Here is a 24,733-nt window from a genome sequence, read left to right as displayed (position 1 = left end):
TCCTCAAGTGCTCGCATATTTGAGCAATAAAAATCCTCTCGTCCAAGTTAATGTCTTGCCTTCATCTGTGGAGTTCGGTAAAGCGGATATCATTTTTTGAGGATTATCCTTCAACAACCCATTAACGCCAAAAAGCAACGCGTGAATGTATGTAGCATTCGCGCTTTGTGCTTGCACATACTCATTTTCAAAAATATTTTCGAAATCGCTACAGTCGATCACCCGGTTTTTAATTTGATCAGCGAGCTTGGTAGGATTGTCCTGAATATTCCAGAATTTCAATGCATGGAAAACCCCGTCGATTCCGACAAACTCAACAGGGTATTTGTGGATATCTGGTAACGGACGGTCTCGAGTGACGTCAGCAATTAGTTTGACATAACAATCAATGCACGCATCAAAGTCATAACCGCCATCACATTCAAGTTTTAGACTTCCAAATCCATCCAAGGTATCTCCCAAGTCACAATGACTGGGAAATCCTTTTGGAAAACAGACATTGGAACCAACCGGCCCAAGGGATTGACGCATCATTTTACGCGCGTCGTCTTGACCCAGTCCGAGATAGGTTTTGCAAAAGACGCGATATTCCCGGTCATTGATTCTGATTGGATACACGTCCTCAAAGAGCTGCTCATCGCCCACAGGAAAACTTAATTGAGCCGAAGACCCACCGACTTCGATGACCCCGAGCGGCGACGTGGAACTATTGAAAATATTTCTGTGCACGTCGTTTAGGTTGACCCAGGTCCAGATCCCCTCTTCGCTATTGCCATCTGCGGTTCGAATTTCACCGACCTTGAATCCGGATTGGGCAACAAAATCTTTAACTCGACGATAGAGATCACCTACTGCGCCAGAACCAAAGTGACGTTCTGCATAACGCATTCCTGCGGTTGCAAACAAATTAACAACGACATCATTTCTAAATATGCGCAATTCTTGCAAATAAGGATCAAGACTATTTAAAAGAGGTTCGATCACCTCCCCACATACGTCATCAATCAGTCGGGGCTGAGTCGGATGAATGTAATTGTTAATCCCATCTTCTTTGTTGCCGCTTGGCGTTGTGGAAAATTCATTTTGCGCAAGAAGCGTGACTTCCGGGTAACTTGTGTCAAGGGTAATTTGATAGAGATAAATTCGAGTTCCGCTACTTCCTGCATCAATAACGGCCTCATAGAGCGAATGGATACTCATAAAAACTCAATCGATCCCTGTGAATTTTTTGGAAAACATCTTAAGAAGTAATTTTAGTCCACGGGGAGTTAAACAAGCTTGACGATTTAAAGCGTATAACCGTCAGGACTAGCTTTTGCAACAACGTTAGACACCAACGTTCCGTAGGCAACTGCCAGACTTTCAACTATGATGGGTTGTTAAAGTGCCTGTCCAGCTAGTCGAACGTCATCGGTCTTGCGATCGTATAACCAAATCCTCTCGGCGCATAGTGATTGATCATCCGGCTCGGCTTCGAGGGTCAGATTTGTACAAGTGCAGTGCTGAATATCAATGCCCCAACTGCAGCGACCGATAACGAATTGTTACATTCATAATGAGAGTCTCATCATCACCTTCTTCCAAGGTTACTTCAAACTGGTGGCTGCTATATTTCTTTACATTGGCATATACAAGCGTTGAGTTTGCCTTCAATTTTCAGCTTTTAAATATTTCAGTTGATCTGGTCTCTGACGATGTTTTGCTTGGACTGGAGTTCTGGGGACGCATCCTTTCAGGTTTAGGACTAAGCCTTGTCCTTTATCGAAATTCAACCGCAGTCAAGATTTCCAATGGATTGCGTTATGCCTTATGTCTGGTGATTGGTATCGCACTAATGTGGCATGTTCAAAAATGGATCACTGATTATCTCGTGACTCAGGCATCAATCGAAGACAAAGAAGTATCCTTAATACTGGCCATGCTCAGCACAAAAGCAGCAGAGGGAAAATTAAAAACAAAAGCAGCTAATACTTTTTTTACTGAACCTGCGCAAGAACAAGACCGCAAGATCGCCGCTTCTTTATTTCCAGCCCTTGCGTTGTATGCTCCAAATCGAATAGAACAAGTCTCGACGTGGAGTGAAATGAGTCCAGGCCAAATCAAGGGTTTGTTAGCGCTCAATGACTCCGAAGTTCGTCTTTCTAATGCATACCGCAACTTGATTATTCCACCCTTGACGCTCGGGATATCAATCTTTTTTGCGCTGTTGAATCTGGCACAGTGGCTGGGCATGAATTTGCGTATTTTTCAATCAAGACTAGGCATATCTTCTTTACAAATTCGGTTAGTGACCAGCTGTCTTTTTATTGTTTTATTACTTTACAGCTTTATATCTCCGAGTTCATTTGCAAACTCTGCAGCTTTCAAAGAGGAATTAAATCCAGCATTGCTTGCAAACGATCCGGTTTTGGCGGTTCTGACAAATATCTCTGCTCATGCAGTACCTAACTGGTATTTTTTATCAAGCTGGTGTCACGATAATGTATTGGGTGGCATCCAGTTAAAACGACCCTATTAATTAAAATGATATTGGCTCGAATCAACGTTGCACTGCATACTTGAAACCACCAAATTTAATAATGATTAAAACATCAACACTAGTTTTACTTTTTTTTTCCTTGATTGAGATTGCCGGTGCTCAGATGCCTACGGTGGGAGGCTTTGCTGCCGCACCTGACAGCTGGTTGTTGTCGAAAGGACCGACTTGGTTCTACCGAACATCTGCTTCCCTTGAGCCGGCTTCCTTGACCTTTCGAAATCCTACAGAAAAAGAACAACCGATCATTGATCAAGCAATTCATTTGTTCCAAAGATCGTCAGCTAAATCAATGGCTCTTATCAATGGAAATGAGGTTGTGTGGGTTGGATACAAAGGAGGGAGTGATGAAAAAAGTACGTTTATGAGTTACAGCGTTGCCAAAACAGTCACATCGATGGCTGTGGGCAAAGCAATTTGTGCCCAAAAATTCAGTTTAGGTTCAGTCACACAAGATTTAGTTCCCGAACTTAAAGGCACCGATCTAGGAAAAGCAACGGTTCGTCAACTTTTAATGATGTCGTCTGGAACTTGGGAGGGAAACTCTGACTCGACTGTTACAACAAAAAATCAAAATGCAGATATTAATGCCGGTCGAATAAGTCTACTTGATGTTCTCAAAACACCCTTAGTAAATTCGGCGCATATCGGTCCTTTAAGTGTCAGCAGAAAACCGGGCGAATACTTCGCCTACCGAAGTACGGATCCTTTCACAATCGGAGTCATCATAAATAAAACTACTGGCATGAGTTATGCACGCTGGTTAGAAAATAATGTTCTTTTGCCTGCAGGAATAGAAGGGACGGCGATTATCGGGCAAGATAGATTTAACTTTGGAAGAGCTTCTGGAGATATTGCATTAACTATGAATGACTGGGTTAGATTGGCTGTTTGGGTCAAACGTAACGAGATGTCGAGTGGTTGCTTTGGTGATTATGTACGTCAAGCTAGTCGTACACAAATTGAAAATAAGTCAAAGAAAACAGGGCAATCCTTTGATGGTTATGGGTACTTTATCTGGACAGATAATCTCAGACTAAGAGATAGCTACTGGGCAATCGGTCATGGAGGACAAAGAATAGGATGGAATCATAAGAATCAAAAAATAATCATTGCTTTTTCAAACGTCGAAAACTACATGATCGATCTTTACAACCTATATCGTGACTGGGCGACCCTGGGTGATTAAAAGTTATCCGGTTTGAACGGTGAATGTATGGACATTACGGGGTCGACTTTTGCGTTTCCTAAGTGATTTAAATCATGACTAAATTTTTTCACGATACTATTTTGAGTTCCAACTCCACCCGCCTAAAGGATTTTCTATGAAACAACAAATGATCAAAAAATTAGTCGCGGCATTCGTTGCAACGACCTTCGCTTTTACTCCAATGATTGGCAATGCATGTACGGCTGTTAATGTCATCGCAAAAGATGGGTCTGTTGTTGCAGGAAGAACAATGGAGTGGGCTTTTGATATGAAGTGGGAGCTGATTGCAAACCCAAAGGGAACGAACATCCCATTGACTGCGCCAGCTTCAATGAAACTACCCGCAAAAAACTTACCTAGCAAGTATGCTTTCGTTGGAGTTGCCCCTGGGGTTTTGGAGGGTTCACCTGCATATTTAGAAGGACAAAATGAGGCGGGCCTGGCCATCAGCGGTAATTTTTTACCTGGTTTTACTGAGTACCAAACCGTTACCCCCCAAGATAAAAATTATATTTCTGTGATTAATTTTGGAGGCTTTATCTTGGGAATGTTTGGATCAGTAAAAGAGCTGCGCACTGAGATTCCAAAATATAAAGTCTGGTATGACGCAAGCGAGGTCAAAGGTATTCCAACGCCTCCATGGTTACATTACGTATTAACAGATCGGACCGGTGACAGCATCATCGTCGAGTTTGTGAAAGGTCAAATGGTGATTCATGAAAATGTAGCGGGCGTATTGACCAACGCACCAACCTATGACTGGCATCTTAACAATGTTAGAAACTATATATCTCTTACCTCTACTGCAAGATCGTCTGTCCAAGTAAACGGCACAAATGTGACGGAGCTTGGACAGGGTGGAGGCTTGATGGGATTGCCAGCAGATTACACACCACCTTCCCGTTTTGTCAGACAAGCCTATCTCAAGCAGTTTGCCTATCAAGCATCAAATAGTACTGAAGCGGTTCAATTGGCTGGGCATTTCTTGAATAACGTTGACATGGCTGCTGGCGTTGCCCGTTCTACAGATGGTAAACAGGTTGTTTCCGACTACACACAATGGGTAAATCTGAAAGATTTGAACAATAATCGTATGAAGATTACAAACTACGCTAATCGTACAAACTTTATAGAGATTGATCTCAATCAGGTGTTTAAATCTGGCAAATCAAGAACGTGGGTCATTGATAAATTACCCTACCCGAAAAATGATTTAACAGCAGAGCTTTTAAAGTAATTTTTCAAACTCAAGTCCTGAACTGACCCCATAAAGTTGGATAACCGCCCAGCTTTATGGTTTCTTATCGACCGACTTGTTTCCCAATTTGAGATGCCCATTTGGGTACTCAGTCTTCAGCAATAGTCTGTAAGAACAACTTCACTAGCAAATTAAATCTCTATAAAAACCTTGTAAGACTGATTGGCGACTCTTTTCACAAGCCTCCAGCCCGGCTGCGCAGGAGCTGACCTGGTAGAGCACCTGTTGCGATCCCGTTCTCAAAGATGGTTTCTCCATTGACCAAGGTCGCGACATAACCATCGGCACGCTGCACTAGACGTCTGCCGCCTGCTGGCAAATCAAAGATCATCTCTGGACAAAATAAGCGAAGCTTCTCAGGATCGATAATATTGATATCTGCTTTCATGCCCGAGCGAAGCACGCCTCTATCATTCAAACCATAAATTCGCGCTGTGTCTAATGTTTGACGCTTGACCATCAACTCAAGCGACAGCTTAGGGCCTCGTGTTCGGTCTCGAGTCCAATAACTGAGCATAAAGGTTGGCATGCTGACATCGCAGATGTAGCCACAATGCGCACCACCATCCGACAAGCTATTTACAGTATTTTCATGTTGCAACATCTCGTGGAGATGATCTAAATTTTCGTAAGAGTAGTTGAATGATGGATAATAAAGAATTGCTTTTCCCTCTTGCTCCATCATCATGTCATAAATGATTTCCAGCGGTGCAACGCCAGTCCGGGCAGAGACCGCCGCGACACTTAGTTCAGGCAACGGTTCATAGTCCGGGTTGTCACCCAATGGATAAATTTTATTGAAACTACTGAATAATGTTGTTGCTCTTCGATCAAGCAGGCCCGGTTTTTCAGATAACATCCGGCTTCGAATCTCAGGCTTGCGGAGCTGCTCGATCATTTTTTCAAATGGTAAATGCTGTAATTCTTTAAACGTCTGATGCGCCATGAATGGTTGCAAACTGCTTCGCCACGAGAACAAAATACCTAAGGGACGACCGCTGATCCCGCCCATTAAAGGGACATTTTCTTTTCGCGCCTGCTCCAGTTTCACAAGCAAACTTTTCCAAATATCAGGCGCGACGTCAGTCTGCTGCAGATTGAACAAAACAGGAAGTTTGTTGTGACGTGCTAATGCATTGAGCCAAGGAATCTCCATCTCCATCGCGGGATGATTAGCCGTCATCTGGAATACACCATGGCCAGCTTCACCAAGCACCGTCCCAAGCGACATCAACTCCTCCTCTGTCGCAAATGTTCCGGGCGGATACTTTCGCTCATCATATTTGTGAAGAAATGTTTTTGAAGTTGAAAACCCCATGGCCCCTGCATCAATTGCCTCCCTGACCAGATTACGCATTGCCAAGAGATCAGCTGGGTTCGCTTCATCGTGATTAATCGCCCGCTCACCCATGACATACGCACGTACCGCTGAATGCGGAACCTGCGCACCGATATCAAGCGCCTTGGGTTTGCGATCCAGCGCATCCAGGTATTCAGGAAAAGTTTCCCATTCCCATTGAATGCCCTCAGACAAGGCCGTGCCAGGTATATCCTCTACGCCCTCCATCACCTTGATCAACCACTCCCGTCGCTCAGGTTTGACGGGCGCGAATCCTACACCGCAATTGCCCATGATCGCAGTGGTCACACCATGCCAGGTTGAGGGGCTCAAATACGGATCCCATGTCGCTTGACCGTCATAATGAGTATGTATGTCGATCCATCCAGGCGTGACCAGACACCCTTCGGCATTTATTTCCCGGCGACCCTCACCGACTTTCCCGCCCACTTCAGTCAAACGACCCTTACTGATAGCGATATCACCTGTAAAAGCAGGTTTGCCAGTTCCATCAACAATAGTTCCGCCACGAATTACGAGGTCATGCATAGTCAATACCTTTTGGATCTCAGTCACGTTGTTAGTTATTGCAGACGGATACCGGCTGCTCGAATCACTTCGCCCCATCTGTCGTAGTCGTTACGTACGATTTTGGCAAACGCCTGAGGCCCAGCTCCACTGACTTCATTACCGCCATTTTTGATGTATTCAAGGATCTTAGGCGTATTCAAGGCCTTGCGAAATACCGCCGCTATTTGATTCGCGAGCTCAGGTGGAGTGTTGCCTGGTGCAAATATTCCCTGCCAGCCAACAATATCCAAACCTGCTAAACCCTGCTCCGCAAGTGTGGGTAAGTCAGGCAAAACACTGAGTCTCTTATCCGTGGCAGGTCCGAGTAATTTGACCTGTCCTGCTCGCCACTTTTCAACTGCTGTCGCTGTACCATCAAAATAAATCTGGACCTCTCCCGCCATCAACGCCCGACTGGCATCCGCTGTACCTTTGTAGGGAACATGGACGATGTCAATCCCAGCTGCTCGCTTAAGAATCTCTCCATTCAGGTGAGAAGTTGAACCCATGCTAAATGAACCAAAGTTGACTTTCCCAGGGTTCGCCTTGGCATACTGAATCAACTCTTTTGTCTGGCTAAATGGCGCGTCTTTATTGGCTGTCAGAACAGTTGCTGAGCGCACTAACTGAATAATGGGCGTGAAATCCTTAAATGGATCGTAAGGCAGCTTTTCAAAAAGATGGGGATTTTGGGTGTGTGTCACCACAATCGTGTAAAGCAGGTAGTTTCCATTATTCGGGCTTTTAGCGATCTGTTGTGCCCCGATCACCGTTCCCCCGCCAGGCTTGTTTTCAATAATCACCGTTGCACCTGTTTGATCTGTTACCTCTTTTGCCAGCATACGCGCCAGTGCATCGGACCCCGATCCGGCAGGAAACGGCACGACAAGAGTGACAGGCTTATCCTTGGCTGGCCAGGTTGGCGGTGATGCCACAGCAGTATTCATCATCGCAATACTCGCCAGTGCGCCAAACAGGCTGGCTAGTGCTCGCACAAATATCATTTTCTTCATCACGTCTCCTGGTAAGTGGCTGTTTAACGGTCGAATCCTTGTCCGGTTCACCTGTTAGCTCTTTTCATTCATGAACAACACGAATGTTGAAATGCAATTTAGGCTTGCATTTGATTTAAATCAAATGCATATTATGCGTACTATTAATGATAAAAACTCATGATGCTTACATTACGTGCGCTTAGACATTTCGTTGTGACCGCTAACGAGCTTCATTTTTCAAGAGCAGCATCGCGACTGCACCTCACGCAGTCAGCACTGAGTCGCAGCATTCAGTCTCTCGAGGGTGCCTTGGGCTTAAAACTCCTTGATCGCACGGCCTCAAGCGTGCTCTTAACTAAATCAGGAGAGACAGTCTTGATTCGAGCCAGGCAGGTACTGGCTCAAACGCAGGCGCTTGAATATGAAACACATATGATTCGCGGCCTGGAGAGTGGTGAAGTCGCGATGGGAGTTGGTGTTTTTCCGGCAGCCACATACCTGCCTCCACTGCTCACTCAATTAGCTAAAGATTATCCAGGCATCAGCATGCGAGTCGAAATTGAAAGCTGGAAACGCCTGCTGGATATGCTGGAGCGTCATACACTCGATTTCGTACTCGCCATTACCCAAAGCTTGCCACCATCCGCTGAGTTCTCAGTCATTAAACTACCATCGCAACATGGCGGTCTATTTGTCAGGCAAGGTCACCCTCTTTTGACTGCATCGCGTCGTACTCTGAGAAACAGTCTCTCAAAGTACCGTCTGGCGGCCACTCACTTACCACCTCGGGCGCGGAGTCTTCTAGCCAAACTCTGTGGCGATACTGATGGGAATAACTTACCCCTGGCCCTAGAATGTAATAGCCTAGAAGCACTTCGTAACGTAGCACTCAACACTGATGTTGTTCTTTTCTGCACACGTGAAGTCATTTCCCATGAGCTAGCAGACAGACGATTAGTTCAGCTACCTCTCAAATACCCTGCAGGTACGGAACTCAGCTGCAACATCATTTTCCATGCCAATAGAACCCTGTCCCCCGCTGCCCTGAAGGTCGTGGAATTAATCAAAGCTTGACGCTATGGTCTTCTGATCACTATCAACTGGTGAGATTGCCGGTATTGGTTTTACGATGTCAATATTTATCACCAACCTTGCATTCTCAAATCAGACCGAAATGATCAATCCATCCAAGTTCGCCATTTTGATCGCTTCGCAATGCTCAGGAGTACTGGGGTATATTTGGTTGATACTTACAAGTAGAAAGACTCTTCATACCGATACAAGTGGTTAAAAGTCTCCCTGAAGCAACGGCAGTATGATGATTCAAATGCTGTTTCTGCAGTTCCCTGAAGCAAGAGATCGCTCATGACTCGTTTCTCCTTCCCTATCTTTTCGCAAAAGGCTCTTCAGAGCCTTTGCTTAATGATCACGTGCTTATTTCTTCCGAATCTGGTGTCCGGACAGATCGTTTTGCCAGGCATCCAGCCCAAGCAGCCATCTATTCAAAGTGAAAGCGGAATTCCGGAACAGCGTGCCAAGGTAGAAACCCAGCTAGCCGAAACTCAGCGACAGCGAGATGCCAGACAATCGACTAACAATGAATTGCCTAATGCTGAAGCCGTTAGTCAGGCAGACAAGCAAAGACTATTGGACCGACTTGCTTTTATTCAAGCAGAAAGAATTAAAAAACTCGATGAACTTGCCTCCCTTGAAAAAACTCCACCCCCGCTTTTATCAAGCCTACCCCAGGTCCAGGCACTCGGTGAATTTCCCCCCTATTCGGCCATAGCCGTCGATGCCTTGCGTGACGAACTAGACGGTCAACTTAACAAACTTCAAGGGTTACTCAGCGGCCTTCAAATCAGAGAAGTTGAAAAGCAAACTCAGCTTGAAAAAAAGCGTCGCGCCGATGAAGCGCTACGACTGAGCCAAGATCGTTTTGCAAATGTTCGCGGAGAAGAATCCAAAGCTCAGGCGAAGTTGGAACAAGAGCAGGCTGAATTGCGTCAGCGGGTAGCCGAATCGGAACTTGCGGTGCTGTCCATAGACGAAGATTTGCTTAAGCTCAAGGCAGCACAAATGCGTGTGATGAATGATGAGCTCACACGCCTGGTGAAAAAAGCTCTTTCTGCTCAGCAGTTGACCGAAACCGATCTTAATACCCAACGTACTCGCATGACTGCCATGCGCAAACGACTCAGTCAAGAAACATCCAAAGCAAACGAGCGCAGACGCAATCACGAACGGGAACGCACTAAGCTTTTAGCCAGCTCACCCCAGCCCGAAAGCAAGGAAGGGCAGCGACTGGCCGTGCTGGATCAAGCGTTGATCACTGACGGCGTCGTTCTAGATGGTCTCAATGCTCTGGAAACACTGACTCAGGTCGTCTATGAAGCATGGGAAAAGCGTTATCTGATTCTCTCGGGAGGAAATTTAGAGCAAAGACGGCAGGCGCAAGCTTCCCTGGAAAAAATCTATCAAGGCTTGATCAACCGAAAGCGCCTGTCACAGGAACAGCGTAACTACGCGCAGGGGGCTATTCGCGAGCAGGAAACACGCGTGGCTAATCTTGCCCCTGATACGGCTGAGCACAATCAGGCGAAAGAGATTCTGGCCCTCTTCAATGAAAGAGCCGCCATGTATGACAGACTTGAACTAGCTGCCAATCGCTTTGAGCGGCAGTTAGCCAGATGGAACGACGACACCGCTCAAGCGACCAATGCTTCGATCAGTCTAAAGGCAAACCAAGTTGGCGAAAGCATCTTTTCTGCAATAAAAAGGATTTGGCAATTCGAATTATTTGCAGTGGATGATGTATCGGAAATAGATGGTCGGAAGGTCACAGTCAGCTTTGGCGTGACGCTTGGCAAGAGTGTCGTAGCGATACTGCTGTTCCTCCTGGGGTATTGGTTATTTTCCAAAGCATTACAAGGTCTTCAAATATTCTTGGTGCGTCGCTTTGGGATTAGCGATCAATTGGCCTCGGTCATCCGTCGCTGGGTCATGATTCTATTAGCGATCGGGCTCATTGTATTTGTGCTGAATCTGGCGCGCATTCCATTGACTGTATTCGCATTCATGGGCGGTGCGCTAGCCATTGGCGTCGGCTTCGGTACGCAAACCATCATTAAAAACTTTATCAGTGGCATCATTATTCTGTTCGAGCGCAAGATCCGCGTCGGTGACATCATCGAACTGGGTGGCACAATCGGACATGTCACAGCAGTTGATATGCGAGCAACCACTGTTCGCGGCTTCGATGGTGTCGAAGCCTTGGTGCCAAATTCCAATTTTCTTGAAACTCAAGTCATTAATTGGACCTATTCCAACCAGCATATCCGCCGGGAATTGCGGATTGGAATTGCTTACGGTGCGGATACGAGAGTGACAGAGCAATTACTGCTAAAAGCTGCTGCTGACCACCCGAGTACCATGAAAACTCCAGCACCCGAAGTCTTCTTTGAAGACTTTGCTGACAACGCTATCATTATGGTCCTCGTTTATTGGGTTGAACTCGGCCCAAAACTCGCTGCACGCAGCGTCGATAGCGATCTGCGCCACATAATCTATCAACAACTCTCAGAAGCAGGCATTGCGATCCCCTATCCACAGCGGGATGTTCATCTCAATGTGACCGCCCCCTTACCAGTCAGTGTGTCGCGACAAGCAAAAGAAAACTAACGACTTGAGTTTTGTTGGTTTGACTTGTCGTAGACATAGCCTCCCAATGCACCAATCGCAGCACCGCCGACTGCGCCCCATATTTTTTGAATACGATTGCCCGAGAGGGTTACTCCTGCACTAGCGATTTGTTTGAAGCGCTGAGTCTACGTTAAATACAAGCTTATCTGTACAATCAAATTTTTGAACGGTTAAATCTCTATTCCTTTGGCTGATCTCGACGTTATCCCTACCGATCCTCGCGCTATTGATAGTGAACTCCGCCACGTGCGTGCACTCATGCAACTTGAGCAAAAGGAAGACCAAGCTCAATTCAAACTTACAAATACCAGTGCCAGCATCAAGGAGCGTCGGCGCCGAGGCTTCACTTGGTACCCGGTCACCATCACCAAAGAGGACATTGGTTTTGGTGGCAAAGTGATATTGGAGGTAGAACGCCCTGCTCATCGACAGGAACTCCATTTATTTCAGGTTGGTAAGAATGCCGCTCTGTTCAGTGATTCGCCAGCACATTCAGCATCTGACCGGCCTACGCTCAGCGGTGTCATTACGAGTGTACGGCGCAATAAGTTACAGCTGACCACCACCAAAGATGAGCTTCCCGACTGGGTCTTTGACGGAGGCAAGATGGGCATTGACCTCACCTTTGATGAGGTGAGTTACCGCGAAATGAACAACGCACTCAATGAAGTCATGGGTGCACATGGAAACCGGTTGGCCGAGCTTCGCGATGTCCTGCTGGGAGTGCGACAAGCCAGCTTTCGCGAACACAAAGCCGACGATCTTCTTTACCCCAACCTGCTCAACGACTCGCAGCTAACAGCTTTACGCCATGTCCTCAGTGCTCAGGACGTCGCCATTATCCATGGACCGCCCGGCACGGGTAAAACCACAACACTTGTACATGCCATCCTAGAAACTGTTCGGCGTGAGAGGCGCGTTCTTGTGTGTGCCCCCTCGAATACGGCTGTAGACCTGCTCACAGAAAAGTTAGCCGAATGCGGCGTCAGCGTCATTCGGATGGGCAACCCAAGCCGTGTGTCAGACTTGCTGCTTGGGCACACTCTTGATGCCCGCTTGATGGCCCATCCCAGCTATAGCAAGATGCGGGCGATGCGCCAAACCGCGGACCAGAATCGTGAAGCCGCCAGTCAGCGATCTTGGCGCTATAGCCTTGAAGAGCAGCAGCAGCGGCAGCTGCTTAAGGAAGAGGCACGAACACTTTTTCAGGCAGCGGACGATTTAGAGCGCTGGATGACCGAGGACGTAATCGAATCGGTACAGATCATCACCTGTACGCTGGTGGGCGCCAGCAACCGTAACATTCGACACCTGACCTTTGAAACAGTCTTTATCGACGAAGCCGCTCAAGCCTTGGAGCCGGGTTGTTGGATACCGATTGCCAAGGGCCACCGGATTATCTTGACTGGCGATCACCATCAACTACCACCTACAGTAAAAAGTGAAAAAGCCGCCCGCGAAGGTCTGCGCGAAACCCTGTTCGAAAAGTGCATTAAGCGGCAGCCTGATACAGCCCGTATGCTGACCGTGCAGTACCGCATGCACGAGCAAATCATGGGTTTCAGCTCAGAGAGATTCTACGAAGGTCAATTGGTGGCACACCAAAGTGTGCGTGATGCCGGCTTAGATGCTTATGACCCGCGTTTTTCTCCCGACCGCCCTGTAGAATTTCTCGATACAGCCGGTTGCAACTTTCTTGAAGTGACCCTGCCCGAAAGTCGTTCAACGGCAAACCCTGAAGAAGCAAACTTTCTGCTCGCGCGGCTCACTCAACTCCTTGCGCCCTACGACCACACCGATCACGAGCATGAACCGCTCTCTATTGGTGTCATTGCTCCCTATCGTGCCCAAATTAATTATTTGATTGATGCTATCGAGGAAAACAGCGCACTCAACGAATTACTACTGAACAGCATGCTGAGTATTGGCACAGTCGATTCGTTTCAGGGTCAGGAGCGAGACATCATTGCTATTTCATTAACGCGTAGTAACCCAGATGGTGAAATCGGCTTTCTGGCCGACATCCGCCGAATGAACGTTGGCATGACCCGAGCCCGCCGCAAGTTGTTGCTTGTCGGCGACTCCTCTACACTTAGCTTCAATCCATTTTTCGCGGAATTACTGACCTACATAAAGCGAATGGGCGGCTACCGCAAGGCCAGGGAAATCTTTTCATCCTAAAGCGCATTGACAAAAGCTTGAGGCCTTAGGTTTTAGCCAAAGAAAAGCTGCCCGTACGATCACCCAAAAACTTTTTGACCCGCCACCCATGTTTCAGATACTTTAATCTCACTCATCGCACTCACTCCAGTCGTGAAGGGATCTTTTTCTAGGATAGTAAGGTCTGCTTCTTTACCCTTCTCCAAGGTACCTAGCATATGTTCCATGCCAATATGTCGAGAAGGATTGATTGTGATCGCGCGAAGAGCAGTATCCAAATCCACCCTCTGATTAGGCCCCACGACAGAGCCGTCTACGATACATTGCCGATTGAGTTGTATCTGTACGTGTCGCAAGGGATTCAATGGCATGCCTGCAGCGGGGTTGTCTGAATGAACTGAGTACTGAAGACCCGCCTGATGAGCCGCTGCGCATGGCACCATAAATGCAGCACGTTCCGGTCCAAAAATTGAATCTCTATATGCAGATCCGTAGAGATAGACAAAATCGGTCATAAAGGTCAGCTCATAGCCAAGCTTTTTCATACGATCAAGTTGATCCTGACGCACCATGGTCGCATGCTCAATGCGCATGAGACCCATGGAGGGGTTCGCGCCATACACCGTCTCAAGTGCATTGAGATACTCCTCGATAGCGACATCCCCTTGGCAATGCGCCAACATTGTCCAATCAGCCTCCTTGGCCTTTTTACAAATCTCAGTCATTTGAATTTGCGTGTAGCCTAACATGCCCTTTTTATCGGTATTCAGATAGGGCTTCGATTGCGCGGCAGTCTCACCTTGGTTTGAGCCATCAACCCAGCATTTCATGCCATACAAGGAAAAACGGCTATTTGGCAAGATGCGCGCCCGATTTGCTGGGCCAAGAGAAGTATATTTTTTACTCTCTTCTACAGCTTCTGAGCTAAAGCTTGCACTCATCCTGATCGGCAAGAAGTTAGAAAGCTTTGCGAGAGACTCCACCCATTGAGGCTTGATAGTTCCCGGCTCGTGCAATGTCGTCAAACCTGATGCAGCAGCTTGTTTCGCATATTGCACCACCGCCTTCTCGAGTAATTCAGGGGAAGGTTTAGGCACAGCGAGATCGGCAAACTTCATCAAGGCAGGTTCGTTATAAATCAAGCCATTCAATTGGCCACTATTATCACGCCCAAAATATCCGCCACCTGGCAGCATACCGACGTTTTGAGGAATATCTGCCCTTGAGAAAGCAAACGAATTGGCGGCCCCTACGTGACCATTCACATACAAGATAAAGATGGGATGGCTCGTCGAAATCTCATTGATTTCAGCCATCGACCAGTCTCCGCCCTGAAGCAGATTGTCATAAAAGCCGAAAGCCAACCACTGACCCGCCGGCATTTTAGCCGCGGTTGTTTTCATGAAAGACTTAACTTGATCTTTCGTCTTATATTTTGCAAAACCTACATTGATGAGCAATTGATCAAACAAACTACTGAGCACGACATGATTGTGTGGATCAATAAACCCAGGAAATACAGTCCTGCCTTCTAAGTTTACGATCGTTGGTTTATTTTTAGTTAAGCTCATTACCTGATCAAGCGAGCCTGTACCCAGAATCTTTCCATTTCTTAATGCCAGGGCCTCGACTTTTTGAGCATTACCTGTCATCGTATAAATCGAACCATTACGGAACACCATGTCGGGATGAACGACATCCTGTGCATTCAAACTGGCATGAAATGCAGATGTTATCGAGCCCGCGCCGGTAAAAAGCATAAGCTTTCGACGTTTGTCTGAAAAATTAGCGGTCAAGTGTTCTGAAAACGCAGACTTTCTACACCACATGCACATAGCTAGAACTCACACATAATTTTTTTTAAACAGCATAGCAATAAAGAAAAAGTCGTTGCCAAACGTATGATGTCAAAGATCCATCAAAAAAACCTACCAATCCCTACAAGAACGTAAAAATTCCAAGTTACGTCCCTGAACATCACAATGGAAAAAATCTACCCAGTAAAAAATCTCGCCTAAAATTATTCAGACATGAAAAAATTGACAATAATATTTTTTTTTATACTGGCGAACATTCTTGGTTCAAAGCCTGCCTATGCAACAAACTCAGACCAATACCTCCTGAGTCAGGCTTATTTTGAAGACAAAAGCAATTCCCTCTCGATCTCACAGATTGAACAAAAAGAATTCATTCCCTATCAAGGAGCCCTCACAGGCGGTTACAAAACCGGGACCTTTTGGCTTAAGTTAAAAATCGCAGCGAGCACACAACCTCTCATACTCAAAATCAGACCTGTTTTCATCGAAGAGATCGAACTTTTCGATTCCGCACTTCCACAACAAAAGCCTTTAGTGGGAAATAAATATCCACTTAAAGCATCCGATATTGAAGCCGTCAGCTATAACTTCGAATTAGTATCCCGGCCTGCAGACCGAGATATTTATCTTAGGATTAAGTCCGTTCGAAGCTATTTAGTCAATGCTGAAGTCATGCCTCTTGCACAATATCAAAAAAAAGATCGCCAAGAACTTTTGGTCTATGCAGCGTATTCGACACTGACACTCTTGATTGCATTATGGCTATTGGTCAGCTGGGTGTTGCATCGCGAGTTAGTGCTAGGAATATTTGCTGCTCAGCAGATATTTGCTTTTCTTCACACGTCATTACATGGCGGAATATTCAAAATCCTTTTCGATGATTATTTCGATCCGATTAGGATGAATAGTTTTTTTAGCTTCCTTGTCGTGACATATCCATTCTTTGGAATATTGGCTAATAAATTTCTATTGCGAGAGTATGGCCTTAAAAGATCGTTTAATTCTGTCTTTAACTTATTACTCTTTTTTTCAGCTTTGGTCATTACTCTCAATTTCTTGACCAATCAGCCTCTCACATTCAATTTGAATAGCCTTTTGGTTTTTATCACTATTTTGTTCTTTCTTATTGCTTCCCTGTTTGGAGTGGATATTCATCAATCGACCTTAAAGGCTGACGCCTTGCCAATCAATGTATTACGTATTTTTTATATTTTCAATTTAACGCTTTGGACGCTCGCCATCTTTCCACTTCAAGGCTGGCTTCCAGGGGGAGAGCTTGCGCTGCATTCACTTCATATCTATAGCATGGTGAGCGGACTGGTCTTTTTCTTTTTGCTTCAGTACCGCGCAAAAGCATTATTAAAAATTGAATCAAGCCGCGCGATCGCACTCAAATCAGAGGCGGATCACGAACGGCAGCAACGTGAAGAACAATCCATGCTGTTGGCCATGTTGTCTCATGAAATCAAGACGCCGCTTTCTGTCTTAAAACTTGTCGTGGATGAAAAGGTTTCTGGCTCCGATCTCGAGGGTCATGCAAACCGTGCGGTTAACAATATCGACTTTATTATTGAGCGTTGTCTTCAACTCGGAAAAATCGATGCAAAGTCGATGCAAGTTCACAAAATAACATTCCGGATCGATGAATTTATAAACAGCATAATCAGCGAATTTAAAACTAAAAACCATACTTCCCTTACCTACCATGACAATCCAATTGTGCATACAGATCAAGATATCTTGCGCATCATCGTTTCAAATATCTTAGAAAATGCCATCAAATATTCACCCAAGGAATCACAGATTTATATCGAGACAAGGAATCAAAATGTCAACGGTGCGTCTGGCGTACAAATTCAATTTATCAATGATGTGGGTTCAATGGGCGCCCCAGATCCTGAGCATGTTTTCAAAAAATATTACAGAAATTCATCAGCCACTAAAATTAGTGGCTCAGGACTAGGTCTCTATCTTGTTTATGAACTGATTCAGTTAATCGGCGGTCTTGTTTCGTATCAGTATCAACATCAAAAAGTTATTTTTAAATTATGGATTCCATGCTGAAAGTTGCGTTGGTTGAAGACAATGATGATTTTAGGGATCTTCTCAAAAGAGACATCTCAAAGGCTGGCTATACAGTTCATGCTGCCGAATCAGCAGAGGAATTGGATGATCTCGTCACACATACCCACATTGACCTGCTGATCCTAGATCTTAATCTTCCCGGTGAAGACGGTCTGAGTATTGCTAGACGATATAAGCGTTCGAATCCAGATCTATACATCATCATGCTGACCGCCCGCGGTAGGGAATCGGATCGAATCAATGGATATGATTCCGGAGCGGATGTTTACCTCACCAAACCGATATCGAGTGTTGAGTTGATGGCAGCCATAGGCAGTGTTGCCAGACGATTGTTGAAACAACATGACGCGCAAGATGTGATCCTTAATCCGCGAATGATGACCTTGACTGGTGTTAAAACAGTCGAAGTGAGTCGACAGGAAATAGTGATCCTGAAAGCGCTTAATGAATCTCCAAATGGGAATCTTCCATATTTCAGATTGTTAGAACTTTGCGGCGAGGTAGAGATGCATGAGCAATCCAAAGCCGCGCTCGAAGTCCGCGTGGTTCGTCTTCGCAAAAAGCTCAACGATGCCGGGATTGAAGGTAAAGGGATCCGTGCCATCAGAGGAGAGGGCTACCAATTACTGCCGCGCATTAAAATTGTCTGAGGCAAATAACAGATAGGCTTTGTAGGTTTTGTAGGTTTTCGTAGGCAACGAAAATCTGGCTCGTTTAATGTTCATCATCTTTGTTAAATGAATATTAAATAGCGAAACCATGAAAACTCATCTATTTGCGTCAGGATTTTTATGCGGACTCATTTCATGCTCAGCGTTCGCACAGCCCGCTAATACTGCAACAAGCGATCTTGCAAAAAAATTAACCAACCCTGTCGCTTCGTTAATATCCGTACCTTTTCAATACAACTACGATGCAAATATTGGGCTAGACAAAAAAGGCACGAGCAATAGCTTGGTCGTTCAGCCAGTTATTCCCCTTAAGCTCAACAGCAGCTGGAACTACATTGTTAGACCGGTGATGACCTTCGAGTCACTCAACAATGTCAATGGATATAGCGGCACTGGAGCCGGTCCTATTGTTGTAGAAACTTTTTTCTCACCCAACTCTTCTAATGGATTGATATGGGGCGTTGGTCCTGTTGTCAGCACCCCATCTCTTTCAGGTTCAAATTTCGGCACTTCACAGACGGGTGTCGGCGTGAGCGCGGTTGGTTTAGTGATGAAGTCGCCATGGACGGTAGGCTTGCTCACGTACAACACATGGAATGCTGGAGGCAGCGCGGTCAATGGCACGGCTAATAATCTTTTTTATCAGCCATTTGTCTCTTACGTTACGCCAGGCGCCTGGACCTATTCGCTCAACACCCAGTCTACTTTTAACTGGGACGCTCGACGCGCAGAAAACCCCTTGAACGCAACAGTTTCGAAACTGGTCAAAATTGGTGAAGTACCTGTCTCATTTCAAATAGGCGCACGTTATTACTTAAGCAGCGTCCCCGGAGGTCCCTCCGGCTGGGGGGGTCGAGCAAGTATGACTTTCATTTTCCCGAAATAAATCCATCAAAATTTGCAACTCACCAGGAGTATCCATGAAACGTAGCGTTCTAAAATTAATTTGTGCTTTTCAAATTGGGGTCATGGCACTTGCACCAATGGTCAGTCATGCTTGCACAAGTTTTACCCTTAAAGAGAAAGATGGCAACTACGTCTATGCACGAACATTTGAGTTCGGCAAATCTATTGAAGAAAGACTCGTTCTCTTTCCAAGAAATTTTGAATACAAAGGTGTTGGTCCAGATGGCACGATCGGATCAGGTCTGAACTGGACCGGTAAGTATGCGGCAGTCGGTGTCAATGCCTTTGGACTAGAAATACTTGTTGATGGGATGAATGAAAAAGGCTTGAGCGGTGGTATGTTGAACCAGCCTAATTTCGCCCAATATCAAAACCCGACTGGAGCCGAAGGCAAGAATAGTATCGCCTCATACCAGATACTCTCGTGGATTCTGTCCAACTTTGCCACGACCGATGAAGTCAAAGCCGCATTACCTAAAATTTTTGTGAATAGTTCAACATTGGGTAAATGGAATGGGGTCGTCAAGATACATGTGACGCTTCACGATAAAACCGGGAAAAGTATCACTATCGAGTACTTAGGTGGCAAGCTCACGATTACTGATAACCCAGCTGGCACCATGGCGAATGATCCCCCGATGTCCTGGCAATTTGCCAATCTTGGCAACTACGTCAATCTTTCCCCTCTTGAAAAACCACCGATCACGATTGATGGTCAAACCTTTTCACCTCCCAGCTCTGGTAGTGGCTTGCACGGACTTCCCGGAGATTTCCTGAGTTCAAGCCGATTTGTACGGGCATTCATTTTCTCTCAAGCTGCACAAAAATATGCAGCAGATCGACCCAAAGTTGAAACTGCTTGGCACATCCTGAACATGTTTGACATGCCACCCGGTGCAGTCATGATTCCAGCAGGTGACGCTTATGCAGGTGGTGTAGCCGGATGGGAGAAAACGCAAGAAAGCGTGGTTGTTGACTCAAAAAATTTAGCCTATTACGTCAGACCTTTTGGTGGCATGAATGTCAAAAAATTCAACCTTATGGATCATGATTTGAATGCCAAAACGCTCAAAACTTGGGAACTTAAGGGCACAACAACCTATGAAATCATCAAATAACACATAGACGTTCAGTGAGTGACGAGCATTTCGCAACAGAAATGCTCGTTTTTTTATTGTTGATTTAGCTTGGAATGTACAAAATGAAATTCTCCCTTGCCTTACTTTTGACTGGACTCATGTCAGCCCAATTTGCCAGTGCGCAGCCTGTTGCTAGTTTGCAAGCAAATTCATCTTCAGTAAAAGACCAATGGACCTATAGCATCACGCCTTACGTTTGGGCGCTTGGCGTCAGGGGATCACTCTCTCACAATAATTTGTCAACAGGTCAGATCAAGCTGACACCAGGTGATCTTTTGTCTGATATCAAAATGGCAGCCATGGTCGTTGCTGAGGCGCGCAGTAATAAATTTGGCGTCTATCTGGATGCGATGTACGGAGATCTTGGCAAAAACTCCTCTGCGGTGATCGGACGCGCAGATCTAAACGCCAATACGACTGCAAAACTTTCAATCTTCACTCTAGCACCAAGTTTCAATCTGTACAGCTCGAAGACTTCATATGTAGATGGATTGATCGGTGCTAGATATCTTTGGCTCAATGCAAGCACCACAGTATCTGATCCAGCATTCGGCCTGTCATTCAAGCAGACCAGCACACAAAATATTACGGCCGCCATTGCGGGACTCAAAGGCCGATGGAATCTGGGTGACTCAAACTATTTCGTTCCCTTTTATGTCGATGTTGGCGGTGGGCAAAGTTCAAGCTTTACCAGTCAGGCATATCTGGGAATTGGTCGCTCATACAACTGGGGCGATCTATCACTTGTTGCTAAAAATGTGTATTACCAGTTCAAGCCTAACAATACAAATGTTGACTTGAATATGTTTGGTGCCGCTGTTGCAGTGACCTTTAAATTTTAAATATTTTGCTGTTGGACCAGCTACCTGCGGATTAACAGCGTAGGTTGCTTCAAATTATCTTTTATTTTTCAAAACGTTACCTATCAATTACGTAACCGTGCAATGAAACGTGTAATAAGCGGCGATATTGATTAAGCGTGATACTACGAATAAATGCAATATTAGCTGGTACGCTCAAGGAGAGTGATAGCCACCCGCAAAAGCTAGTTCCGTTTCTTTATTAACGTTTGCCGTGACACCAGCAATATGATCAGCAAATTCCTGCCAACGATAAACGATACCCACCAATGCAGCAGAGCACTAAACAGCGCCGCATTCCTTTAGCAACCATTTGCGAAAGTTGACTAATGGTTCTAGGTGACCACGTGACTCCGGATAGCAAAGGTAATAACCCATGTCGCCTAAATACCCATCATCCAGTGGTAGAGTGACAAGACCATTGGCAATATCGTCATTCACTAAACAACGCGGCACCAACGCCACACCCATTCCCGCAGCAACTGCCCGGATCAGGCTGTGATATTGATCAAGTTGTGGTCCAGCCAGCGGGTTCACTCCATGAACTTCGTGCAACTGACACCACCGCACCCAAGCTTGCGGGACCGTGACATGCTGTAGCAACACAAATTTGGCGATGTCAGATGCTTTTTTTAATGGTGATTTTAGCAATGCCCTAGGTGGGGCAATCAACACAACTTCTTGTCCAACTAAGTAATCAGACATTACGCCAGGCCAATGTCCATCTCCAAATAAAATGGAACAATCCAAGTCAGTACGATGAAAGTCGTAACCTTGAACGTAAGGCACAAATTTCAAGGTTAATTGGGGGTAGGCGGCCTGAAAAGTCGGCAAGCGAGGAATGAGCCACTTAGCGCCAAATGTCGGCAAAGTGGATAAATTCAATACTCCGCCGCCATCGATACTGGTGATGAGATCCAAAGTTGCCTCCTCGAGCTGCACCAACAATGGGCGAATAGTGGCTTCGTAACGCATACCAGCTGGCGTCAAACTGAGGCGCTTGCGAATTCGCTCAAAGAGTGTCACACCAACCCAGCGCTCTAACTCCAATATCTGTTTGCTGACCGCACTTTGCGTTAAATGAAGTGATTCCGCTGCACGCGTAATGCTGCCAAACCTTACGGTTGTGGCAAATGCGCGCAGCAAATGCAAAGGAGGCGTGAGTCGTCGCAATCAAAACCTTTTTGGCAATACATTCCATAATGGAATGTAATCATAGCAACCATTCGCTTTCATTGAAAGTACAGCAGTTGCAGAATTCATCAAAAGCTCTGTCTCATCACCCTTCCACTTAGAAAGAGTTCTGACATGAATCGACGCAATTATCTACTCGCACTGGCTTTCACTACAATCCTCCCAGGGCTTGCATTGGCACAGTCTAAAACACTTCGGCTGGTTGTTCCATTTCCTCCTGGTGGAGCCACAGACGTGACCGCGCGCACGTTGAGCGAACCGCTTTCAAAATTGCTGGGGTTACAGGTTATTGTCGAAAACCGAGCAGGCGCAGGTGGCTCGATTGGCATGTCCGAAGTAGCTAAATCAGCACCTGATGGAATGACCTTGGGCGTAGCGACTTTATCAACCCATGGTGTAAACCCGGCTGTTTACAAAACGTTGCCTTACGATCCCATTAAGAGCTTCACACCAGTCACGGAAATTGTAAAGGCTCCAGGCGTACTGTTGATCAATGACAAATTGCCGGTTAAAAATTTTGCTGATTTCGTTGCCTATCTTAAAGCCAATCCCGGCAAGGTCACCTACGCGTCTCCTGGCAACGGCACTATTGGGCACATGTGGGGAGAGCTTTTTAAGAGCTCGACAAATACGGATATGGTACACGTCCCCTACCGTGGTGCAGGTCCGGCGCTCATCGATTTACTATCGGGACAAGTTGATGCAAGTTTTGATCAAGTGACGACACCCTTGCAACATATCCGTTCAGGCAAGATCAGGGCACTGGCTGTTTCATGGCCTCAACGCATATCCGAATTACCTGAGGTTCCAACTTTCGCGGAATTGGGGTTGGCATCAAACAACGACCCCTCTTGGTTTGGACTTGTCGCCCCAGCGGGTACGCCACCCACCGTTGTGAAGCGTATTCAAATGGCTGTGGCCAAGGCACTGCAAGATCCCACTGTACGAGAGCGATTAGCTCAGCAAGGATTGTTTGCATCAGGCTCAACGCCTGAAGAGTTTGCTGCGCAAATTAACAAAGAGGTCGACAAAATGAAGCGCATCAGTAAGTTTGCAAACATTACCCTAAATTGAACGAGAACCTCGATGCACCCCGTTTTGAAACTGATACAAAGTCGCGATAACAGGTCTTTGGCCGAAAGTCTGGACGAAAATTCAATGATCAAAACACACGCAGGAGTAAGTGCTCTGGTACTTGACTCTCCTCACAGCGGCACTACCTACCCAGAGGACTTTTCTCACGCGTGTGATTTGATGACGCTCCGGCGGGCCGAAGATACGCACGTCGAGAAACTTTACAGTTTTTCGCGTGAAGTGGGAGCCGCTTGGGTGGAGGCTCTATTTCCACGTAGTTATCTGGATGCCAATCGCGGCTTGACCGAGATTGACCCTGAATTGCTCGATGCCGAATGGCCCTATCCCACTGACCCGGCGAGCACCAACGTCAAAGTTCGACTTGGCAAAAGTTTGATCTGGCGGCTGACCGATGAGGGGGAGCCGATCTATGCGAGGCTTTTGACTGTCAGCGAAGTTCAGCAGCGTATAGACACCTGTTGGAAGCCTTATCACCAAGCCTTGACCATAGCGATTAACAAGGCACTAAGCAATCATGGGTATTGCATACATATCAATTGCCATTCAATGCCAGCTATAGCTTCAAGCCACGCCACGGAATTTCCAGGTATGGTTCACTCTGATTTTGTGATTGGGGATCGCGATGGCACTACGGCTGCCCCACACTTGAGTCAGCGCATCTGTGAACACCTTCGGGATCAAGGCTACACGGTCAGCTACAACTACCCGTACAAAGGGGTTGAAATCGTCAAGAAGTATGGTCGCCCTGCCGAGCATTGCCACAGCATTCAAATTGAAATCAACCGCAAACTCTACATGTGTGAGACCTCGCTGGAAATCAAGCCAGAGTTCTACGATATAAAAAACACCTTGCGTTCACTGATTGAAATGTTGGGCACTATCAATGCAAGGGTTTAAGGGTCTACACGCGCTAAATAACTAATGGATGAAAGCCATGACCGAGATCAACGCATTTCCAATCGAAATTAAATAATCGATAAGAATTTTTCAAGGGCAACTATATTTACAGCGGTTTTAACCGTACCAAAGCAAGCACCGCTTAGTTTGTTGCCCAAAAAAAAGCAGCCCTAATGAACTGACCCCATAAAGTTGGACAGTTTAAAAGCGGATTAGGGCCTCAAGGGTTGAGTTCTGTATTGCACAGGACTCAGCCCTTTGAGTTTTGTCTTGATCCGGTCGTTGTTGTAATAGTGAAT

Annotated in this window: 20 protein-coding genes; 14 read left to right on the top strand and 6 right to left on the bottom strand. The window is 46.1% G+C overall.

The genetic code is table 11. The features are described 5' to 3' along the window. Positions 1–3: 3 nt before the first annotated feature. Positions 4–1,200 carry an acetate and sugar kinases/Hsc70/actin family protein gene (locus tag QWY27_RS09845; protein ID WP_290197180.1) on the bottom strand — a complete coding sequence of 399 codons (1,197 nt, stop codon included), beginning with the start codon at positions 1,198–1,200 and terminating at the stop codon, positions 4–6. A 355-nt stretch (positions 1,201–1,555) separates the two neighbouring features. On the opposite strand from QWY27_RS09845, the gene QWY27_RS09840 reads away from it, so the two are divergent. The 3 genes from QWY27_RS09840 (at position 1,556) to QWY27_RS09830 (ending at position 4,983) form a co-directional block, all read left to right on the top strand. Continuing rightward, positions 1,556–2,518: a hypothetical protein gene (locus tag QWY27_RS09840; RefSeq protein WP_290197179.1), complete on the top strand. Its 963-nt coding sequence runs from the start codon at positions 1,556–1,558 to the stop codon at positions 2,516–2,518. Positions 2,519–2,558: 40 nt separating this feature from the next. After that, positions 2,559–3,725 carry a serine hydrolase domain-containing protein gene (locus QWY27_RS09835; RefSeq protein WP_290197177.1) on the top strand — a complete coding sequence of 389 codons (1,167 nt, stop codon included), beginning with the start codon at positions 2,559–2,561 and terminating at the stop codon, positions 3,723–3,725. A 136-nt stretch (positions 3,726–3,861) separates the two neighbouring features. Beyond that, positions 3,862–4,983 (top strand): choloylglycine hydrolase family protein, encoded by a 1,122-nt coding sequence (locus QWY27_RS09830; RefSeq protein ID WP_290197175.1) that lies wholly within the window; start codon positions 3,862–3,864, stop codon positions 4,981–4,983. A 196-nt stretch (positions 4,984–5,179) separates the two neighbouring features. On the opposite strand, the gene QWY27_RS09825 is transcribed toward QWY27_RS09830, so the two are convergent. Both QWY27_RS09825 and QWY27_RS09820 read right to left on the bottom strand, forming a co-directional pair. After that, complete coding sequence (locus QWY27_RS09825; protein ID WP_290197172.1) at positions 5,180–6,892, bottom strand: N-acyl-D-amino-acid deacylase family protein; 1,713 nt, start codon at positions 6,890–6,892, stop codon at positions 5,180–5,182. A gap of 35 nt (positions 6,893–6,927) precedes the next feature. Continuing rightward, positions 6,928–7,926, bottom strand: coding sequence for a Bug family tripartite tricarboxylate transporter substrate binding protein (locus QWY27_RS09820; RefSeq protein WP_290197170.1), 999 nt, complete (start codon positions 7,924–7,926; stop codon positions 6,928–6,930). 159 nt (positions 7,927–8,085) lie between these two features. Between QWY27_RS09820 and QWY27_RS09815 the strand changes: the two genes are divergently transcribed. From QWY27_RS09815 to QWY27_RS09795, 4 genes are all read left to right on the top strand, one after another. Beyond that, complete coding sequence (locus tag QWY27_RS09815; RefSeq protein ID WP_290197168.1) at positions 8,086–8,982, top strand: LysR family transcriptional regulator; 897 nt, start codon at positions 8,086–8,088, stop codon at positions 8,980–8,982. Between the two features lie 34 nt (positions 8,983–9,016). After that, positions 9,017–9,199 carry a Na+/H+ antiporter NhaA gene (locus QWY27_RS09810; protein WP_290197419.1) on the top strand — a complete coding sequence of 61 codons (183 nt, stop codon included), beginning with the start codon at positions 9,017–9,019 and terminating at the stop codon, positions 9,197–9,199. A gap of 74 nt (positions 9,200–9,273) precedes the next feature. Continuing rightward, positions 9,274–11,589, top strand: coding sequence for a mechanosensitive ion channel domain-containing protein (locus QWY27_RS09805; protein ID WP_290197166.1), 2,316 nt, complete (start codon positions 9,274–9,276; stop codon positions 11,587–11,589). A 279-nt stretch (positions 11,590–11,868) separates the two neighbouring features. Then, entirely contained in the window at positions 11,869–13,791 is a 1,923-nt protein-coding gene (locus tag QWY27_RS09795; RefSeq protein WP_290197164.1) for an AAA domain-containing protein, read from the top strand. 59 nt (positions 13,792–13,850) lie between these two features. Here QWY27_RS09795 and QWY27_RS09790 read toward each other — a convergent pair whose 3' ends face one another. Next, entirely contained in the window at positions 13,851–15,530 is a 1,680-nt protein-coding gene (locus tag QWY27_RS09790) for an amidohydrolase (protein ID WP_290197162.1), read from the bottom strand. 270 nt (positions 15,531–15,800) lie between these two features. Between QWY27_RS09790 and QWY27_RS09785 the strand changes: the two genes are divergently transcribed. The 5 genes from QWY27_RS09785 to QWY27_RS09765 all read left to right on the top strand — a co-directional run bounded on the left by QWY27_RS09785 (position 15,801) and on the right by QWY27_RS09765 (position 21,230). After that, positions 15,801–17,651, top strand: a complete 1,851-nt coding sequence (locus QWY27_RS09785) for a sensor histidine kinase (protein WP_290197160.1) — start codon at positions 15,801–15,803, stop codon at positions 17,649–17,651. Further along, positions 17,645–18,322 (top strand): response regulator transcription factor, encoded by a 678-nt coding sequence (locus tag QWY27_RS09780; protein ID WP_290197158.1) that lies wholly within the window; start codon positions 17,645–17,647, stop codon positions 18,320–18,322. Before QWY27_RS09785 ends, QWY27_RS09780 begins: the two co-directional genes overlap by 7 nt. 109 nt (positions 18,323–18,431) lie before the next feature. Next, on the top strand, positions 18,432–19,229 hold the full coding sequence (locus QWY27_RS09775) for a transporter (RefSeq protein WP_290197157.1): 798 nt from the start codon (positions 18,432–18,434) through the stop codon (positions 19,227–19,229). A gap of 34 nt (positions 19,230–19,263) precedes the next feature. Further along, entirely contained in the window at positions 19,264–20,367 is a 1,104-nt protein-coding gene (locus tag QWY27_RS09770; protein ID WP_290197155.1) for a linear amide C-N hydrolase, read from the top strand. An 83-nt stretch (positions 20,368–20,450) separates the two neighbouring features. After that, complete coding sequence (locus QWY27_RS09765) at positions 20,451–21,230, top strand: hypothetical protein (RefSeq protein WP_290197153.1); 780 nt, start codon at positions 20,451–20,453, stop codon at positions 21,228–21,230. A 300-nt stretch (positions 21,231–21,530) separates the two neighbouring features. Here QWY27_RS09765 and QWY27_RS09760 read toward each other — a convergent pair whose 3' ends face one another. Beyond that, positions 21,531–22,421, bottom strand: a complete 891-nt coding sequence (locus QWY27_RS09760) for a LysR substrate-binding domain-containing protein (RefSeq protein ID WP_290197151.1) — start codon at positions 22,419–22,421, stop codon at positions 21,531–21,533. Positions 22,422–22,556: 135 nt separating this feature from the next. On the opposite strand from QWY27_RS09760, the gene QWY27_RS09755 reads away from it, so the two are divergent. Together QWY27_RS09755 and QWY27_RS09750 are read left to right on the top strand one after the other, a co-directional pair. After that, positions 22,557–23,516: a tripartite tricarboxylate transporter substrate binding protein BugE gene (locus tag QWY27_RS09755; RefSeq protein WP_290197149.1), complete on the top strand. Its 960-nt coding sequence runs from the start codon at positions 22,557–22,559 to the stop codon at positions 23,514–23,516. A gap of 12 nt (positions 23,517–23,528) precedes the next feature. Continuing rightward, entirely contained in the window at positions 23,529–24,434 is a 906-nt protein-coding gene (locus tag QWY27_RS09750) for an N-formylglutamate amidohydrolase (protein WP_435433475.1), read from the top strand. A gap of 212 nt (positions 24,435–24,646) precedes the next feature. On the opposite strand, the gene QWY27_RS09745 is transcribed toward QWY27_RS09750, so the two are convergent. Further along, on the bottom strand, positions 24,647–24,733 hold an 87-nt coding region (locus QWY27_RS09745), incomplete at its 5' end, for an IS3 family transposase (protein WP_290195450.1).

Origin of the sequence: Zwartia vadi (genome assembly GCF_030410375.1) — a bacterium.
In the GTDB taxonomy this organism is placed as follows: Bacteria; Pseudomonadota; Gammaproteobacteria; order Burkholderiales; family Burkholderiaceae_B; genus Zwartia; species Zwartia vadi.
Note: the sequence above shows the minus strand (reverse complement) of the source record. Positions and strands in the feature narration are given on the sequence as shown.

Excerpts from the sequence above, each read along its gene's own strand:
- QWY27_RS09845 (WP_290197180.1), bottom strand. The coding sequence starts at position 1,200 with ATGAGTATCCATTCGCTCTATGAGGCCGTTATTGATGCAGGAAGTAGC.
- QWY27_RS09840 (WP_290197179.1), top strand. The coding sequence starts at position 1,556 with ATGAGAGTCTCATCATCACCTTCTTCCAAGGTTACTTCAAACTGGTGG.
- QWY27_RS09830 (WP_290197175.1), top strand. The coding sequence starts at position 3,862 with ATGAAACAACAAATGATCAAAAAATTAGTCGCGGCATTCGTTGCAACG.
- QWY27_RS09825 (WP_290197172.1), bottom strand. The coding sequence starts at position 6,892 with ATGCATGACCTCGTAATTCGTGGCGGAACTATTGTTGATGGAACTGGC.
- QWY27_RS09820 (WP_290197170.1), bottom strand. The coding sequence starts at position 7,926 with ATGAAGAAAATGATATTTGTGCGAGCACTAGCCAGCCTGTTTGGCGCA.
- QWY27_RS09815 (WP_290197168.1), top strand. The coding sequence starts at position 8,086 with ATGATGCTTACATTACGTGCGCTTAGACATTTCGTTGTGACCGCTAAC.
- QWY27_RS09805 (WP_290197166.1), top strand. The coding sequence starts at position 9,274 with ATGACTCGTTTCTCCTTCCCTATCTTTTCGCAAAAGGCTCTTCAGAGC.
- QWY27_RS09795 (WP_290197164.1), top strand. The coding sequence starts at position 11,869 with ATGCAACTTGAGCAAAAGGAAGACCAAGCTCAATTCAAACTTACAAAT.
- QWY27_RS09790 (WP_290197162.1), bottom strand. The coding sequence starts at position 15,530 with ATGCTTTTTACCGGCGCGGGCTCGATAACATCTGCATTTCATGCCAGT.
- QWY27_RS09785 (WP_290197160.1), top strand. The coding sequence starts at position 15,801 with ATGAAAAAATTGACAATAATATTTTTTTTTATACTGGCGAACATTCTT.
- QWY27_RS09780 (WP_290197158.1), top strand. The coding sequence starts at position 17,645 with ATGCTGAAAGTTGCGTTGGTTGAAGACAATGATGATTTTAGGGATCTT.
- QWY27_RS09775 (WP_290197157.1), top strand. The coding sequence starts at position 18,432 with ATGAAAACTCATCTATTTGCGTCAGGATTTTTATGCGGACTCATTTCA.
- QWY27_RS09770 (WP_290197155.1), top strand. The coding sequence starts at position 19,264 with ATGAAACGTAGCGTTCTAAAATTAATTTGTGCTTTTCAAATTGGGGTC.
- QWY27_RS09765 (WP_290197153.1), top strand. The coding sequence starts at position 20,451 with ATGAAATTCTCCCTTGCCTTACTTTTGACTGGACTCATGTCAGCCCAA.
- QWY27_RS09755 (WP_290197149.1), top strand. The coding sequence starts at position 22,557 with ATGAATCGACGCAATTATCTACTCGCACTGGCTTTCACTACAATCCTC.
- QWY27_RS09750 (WP_435433475.1), top strand. The coding sequence starts at position 23,529 with ATGCACCCCGTTTTGAAACTGATACAAAGTCGCGATAACAGGTCTTTG.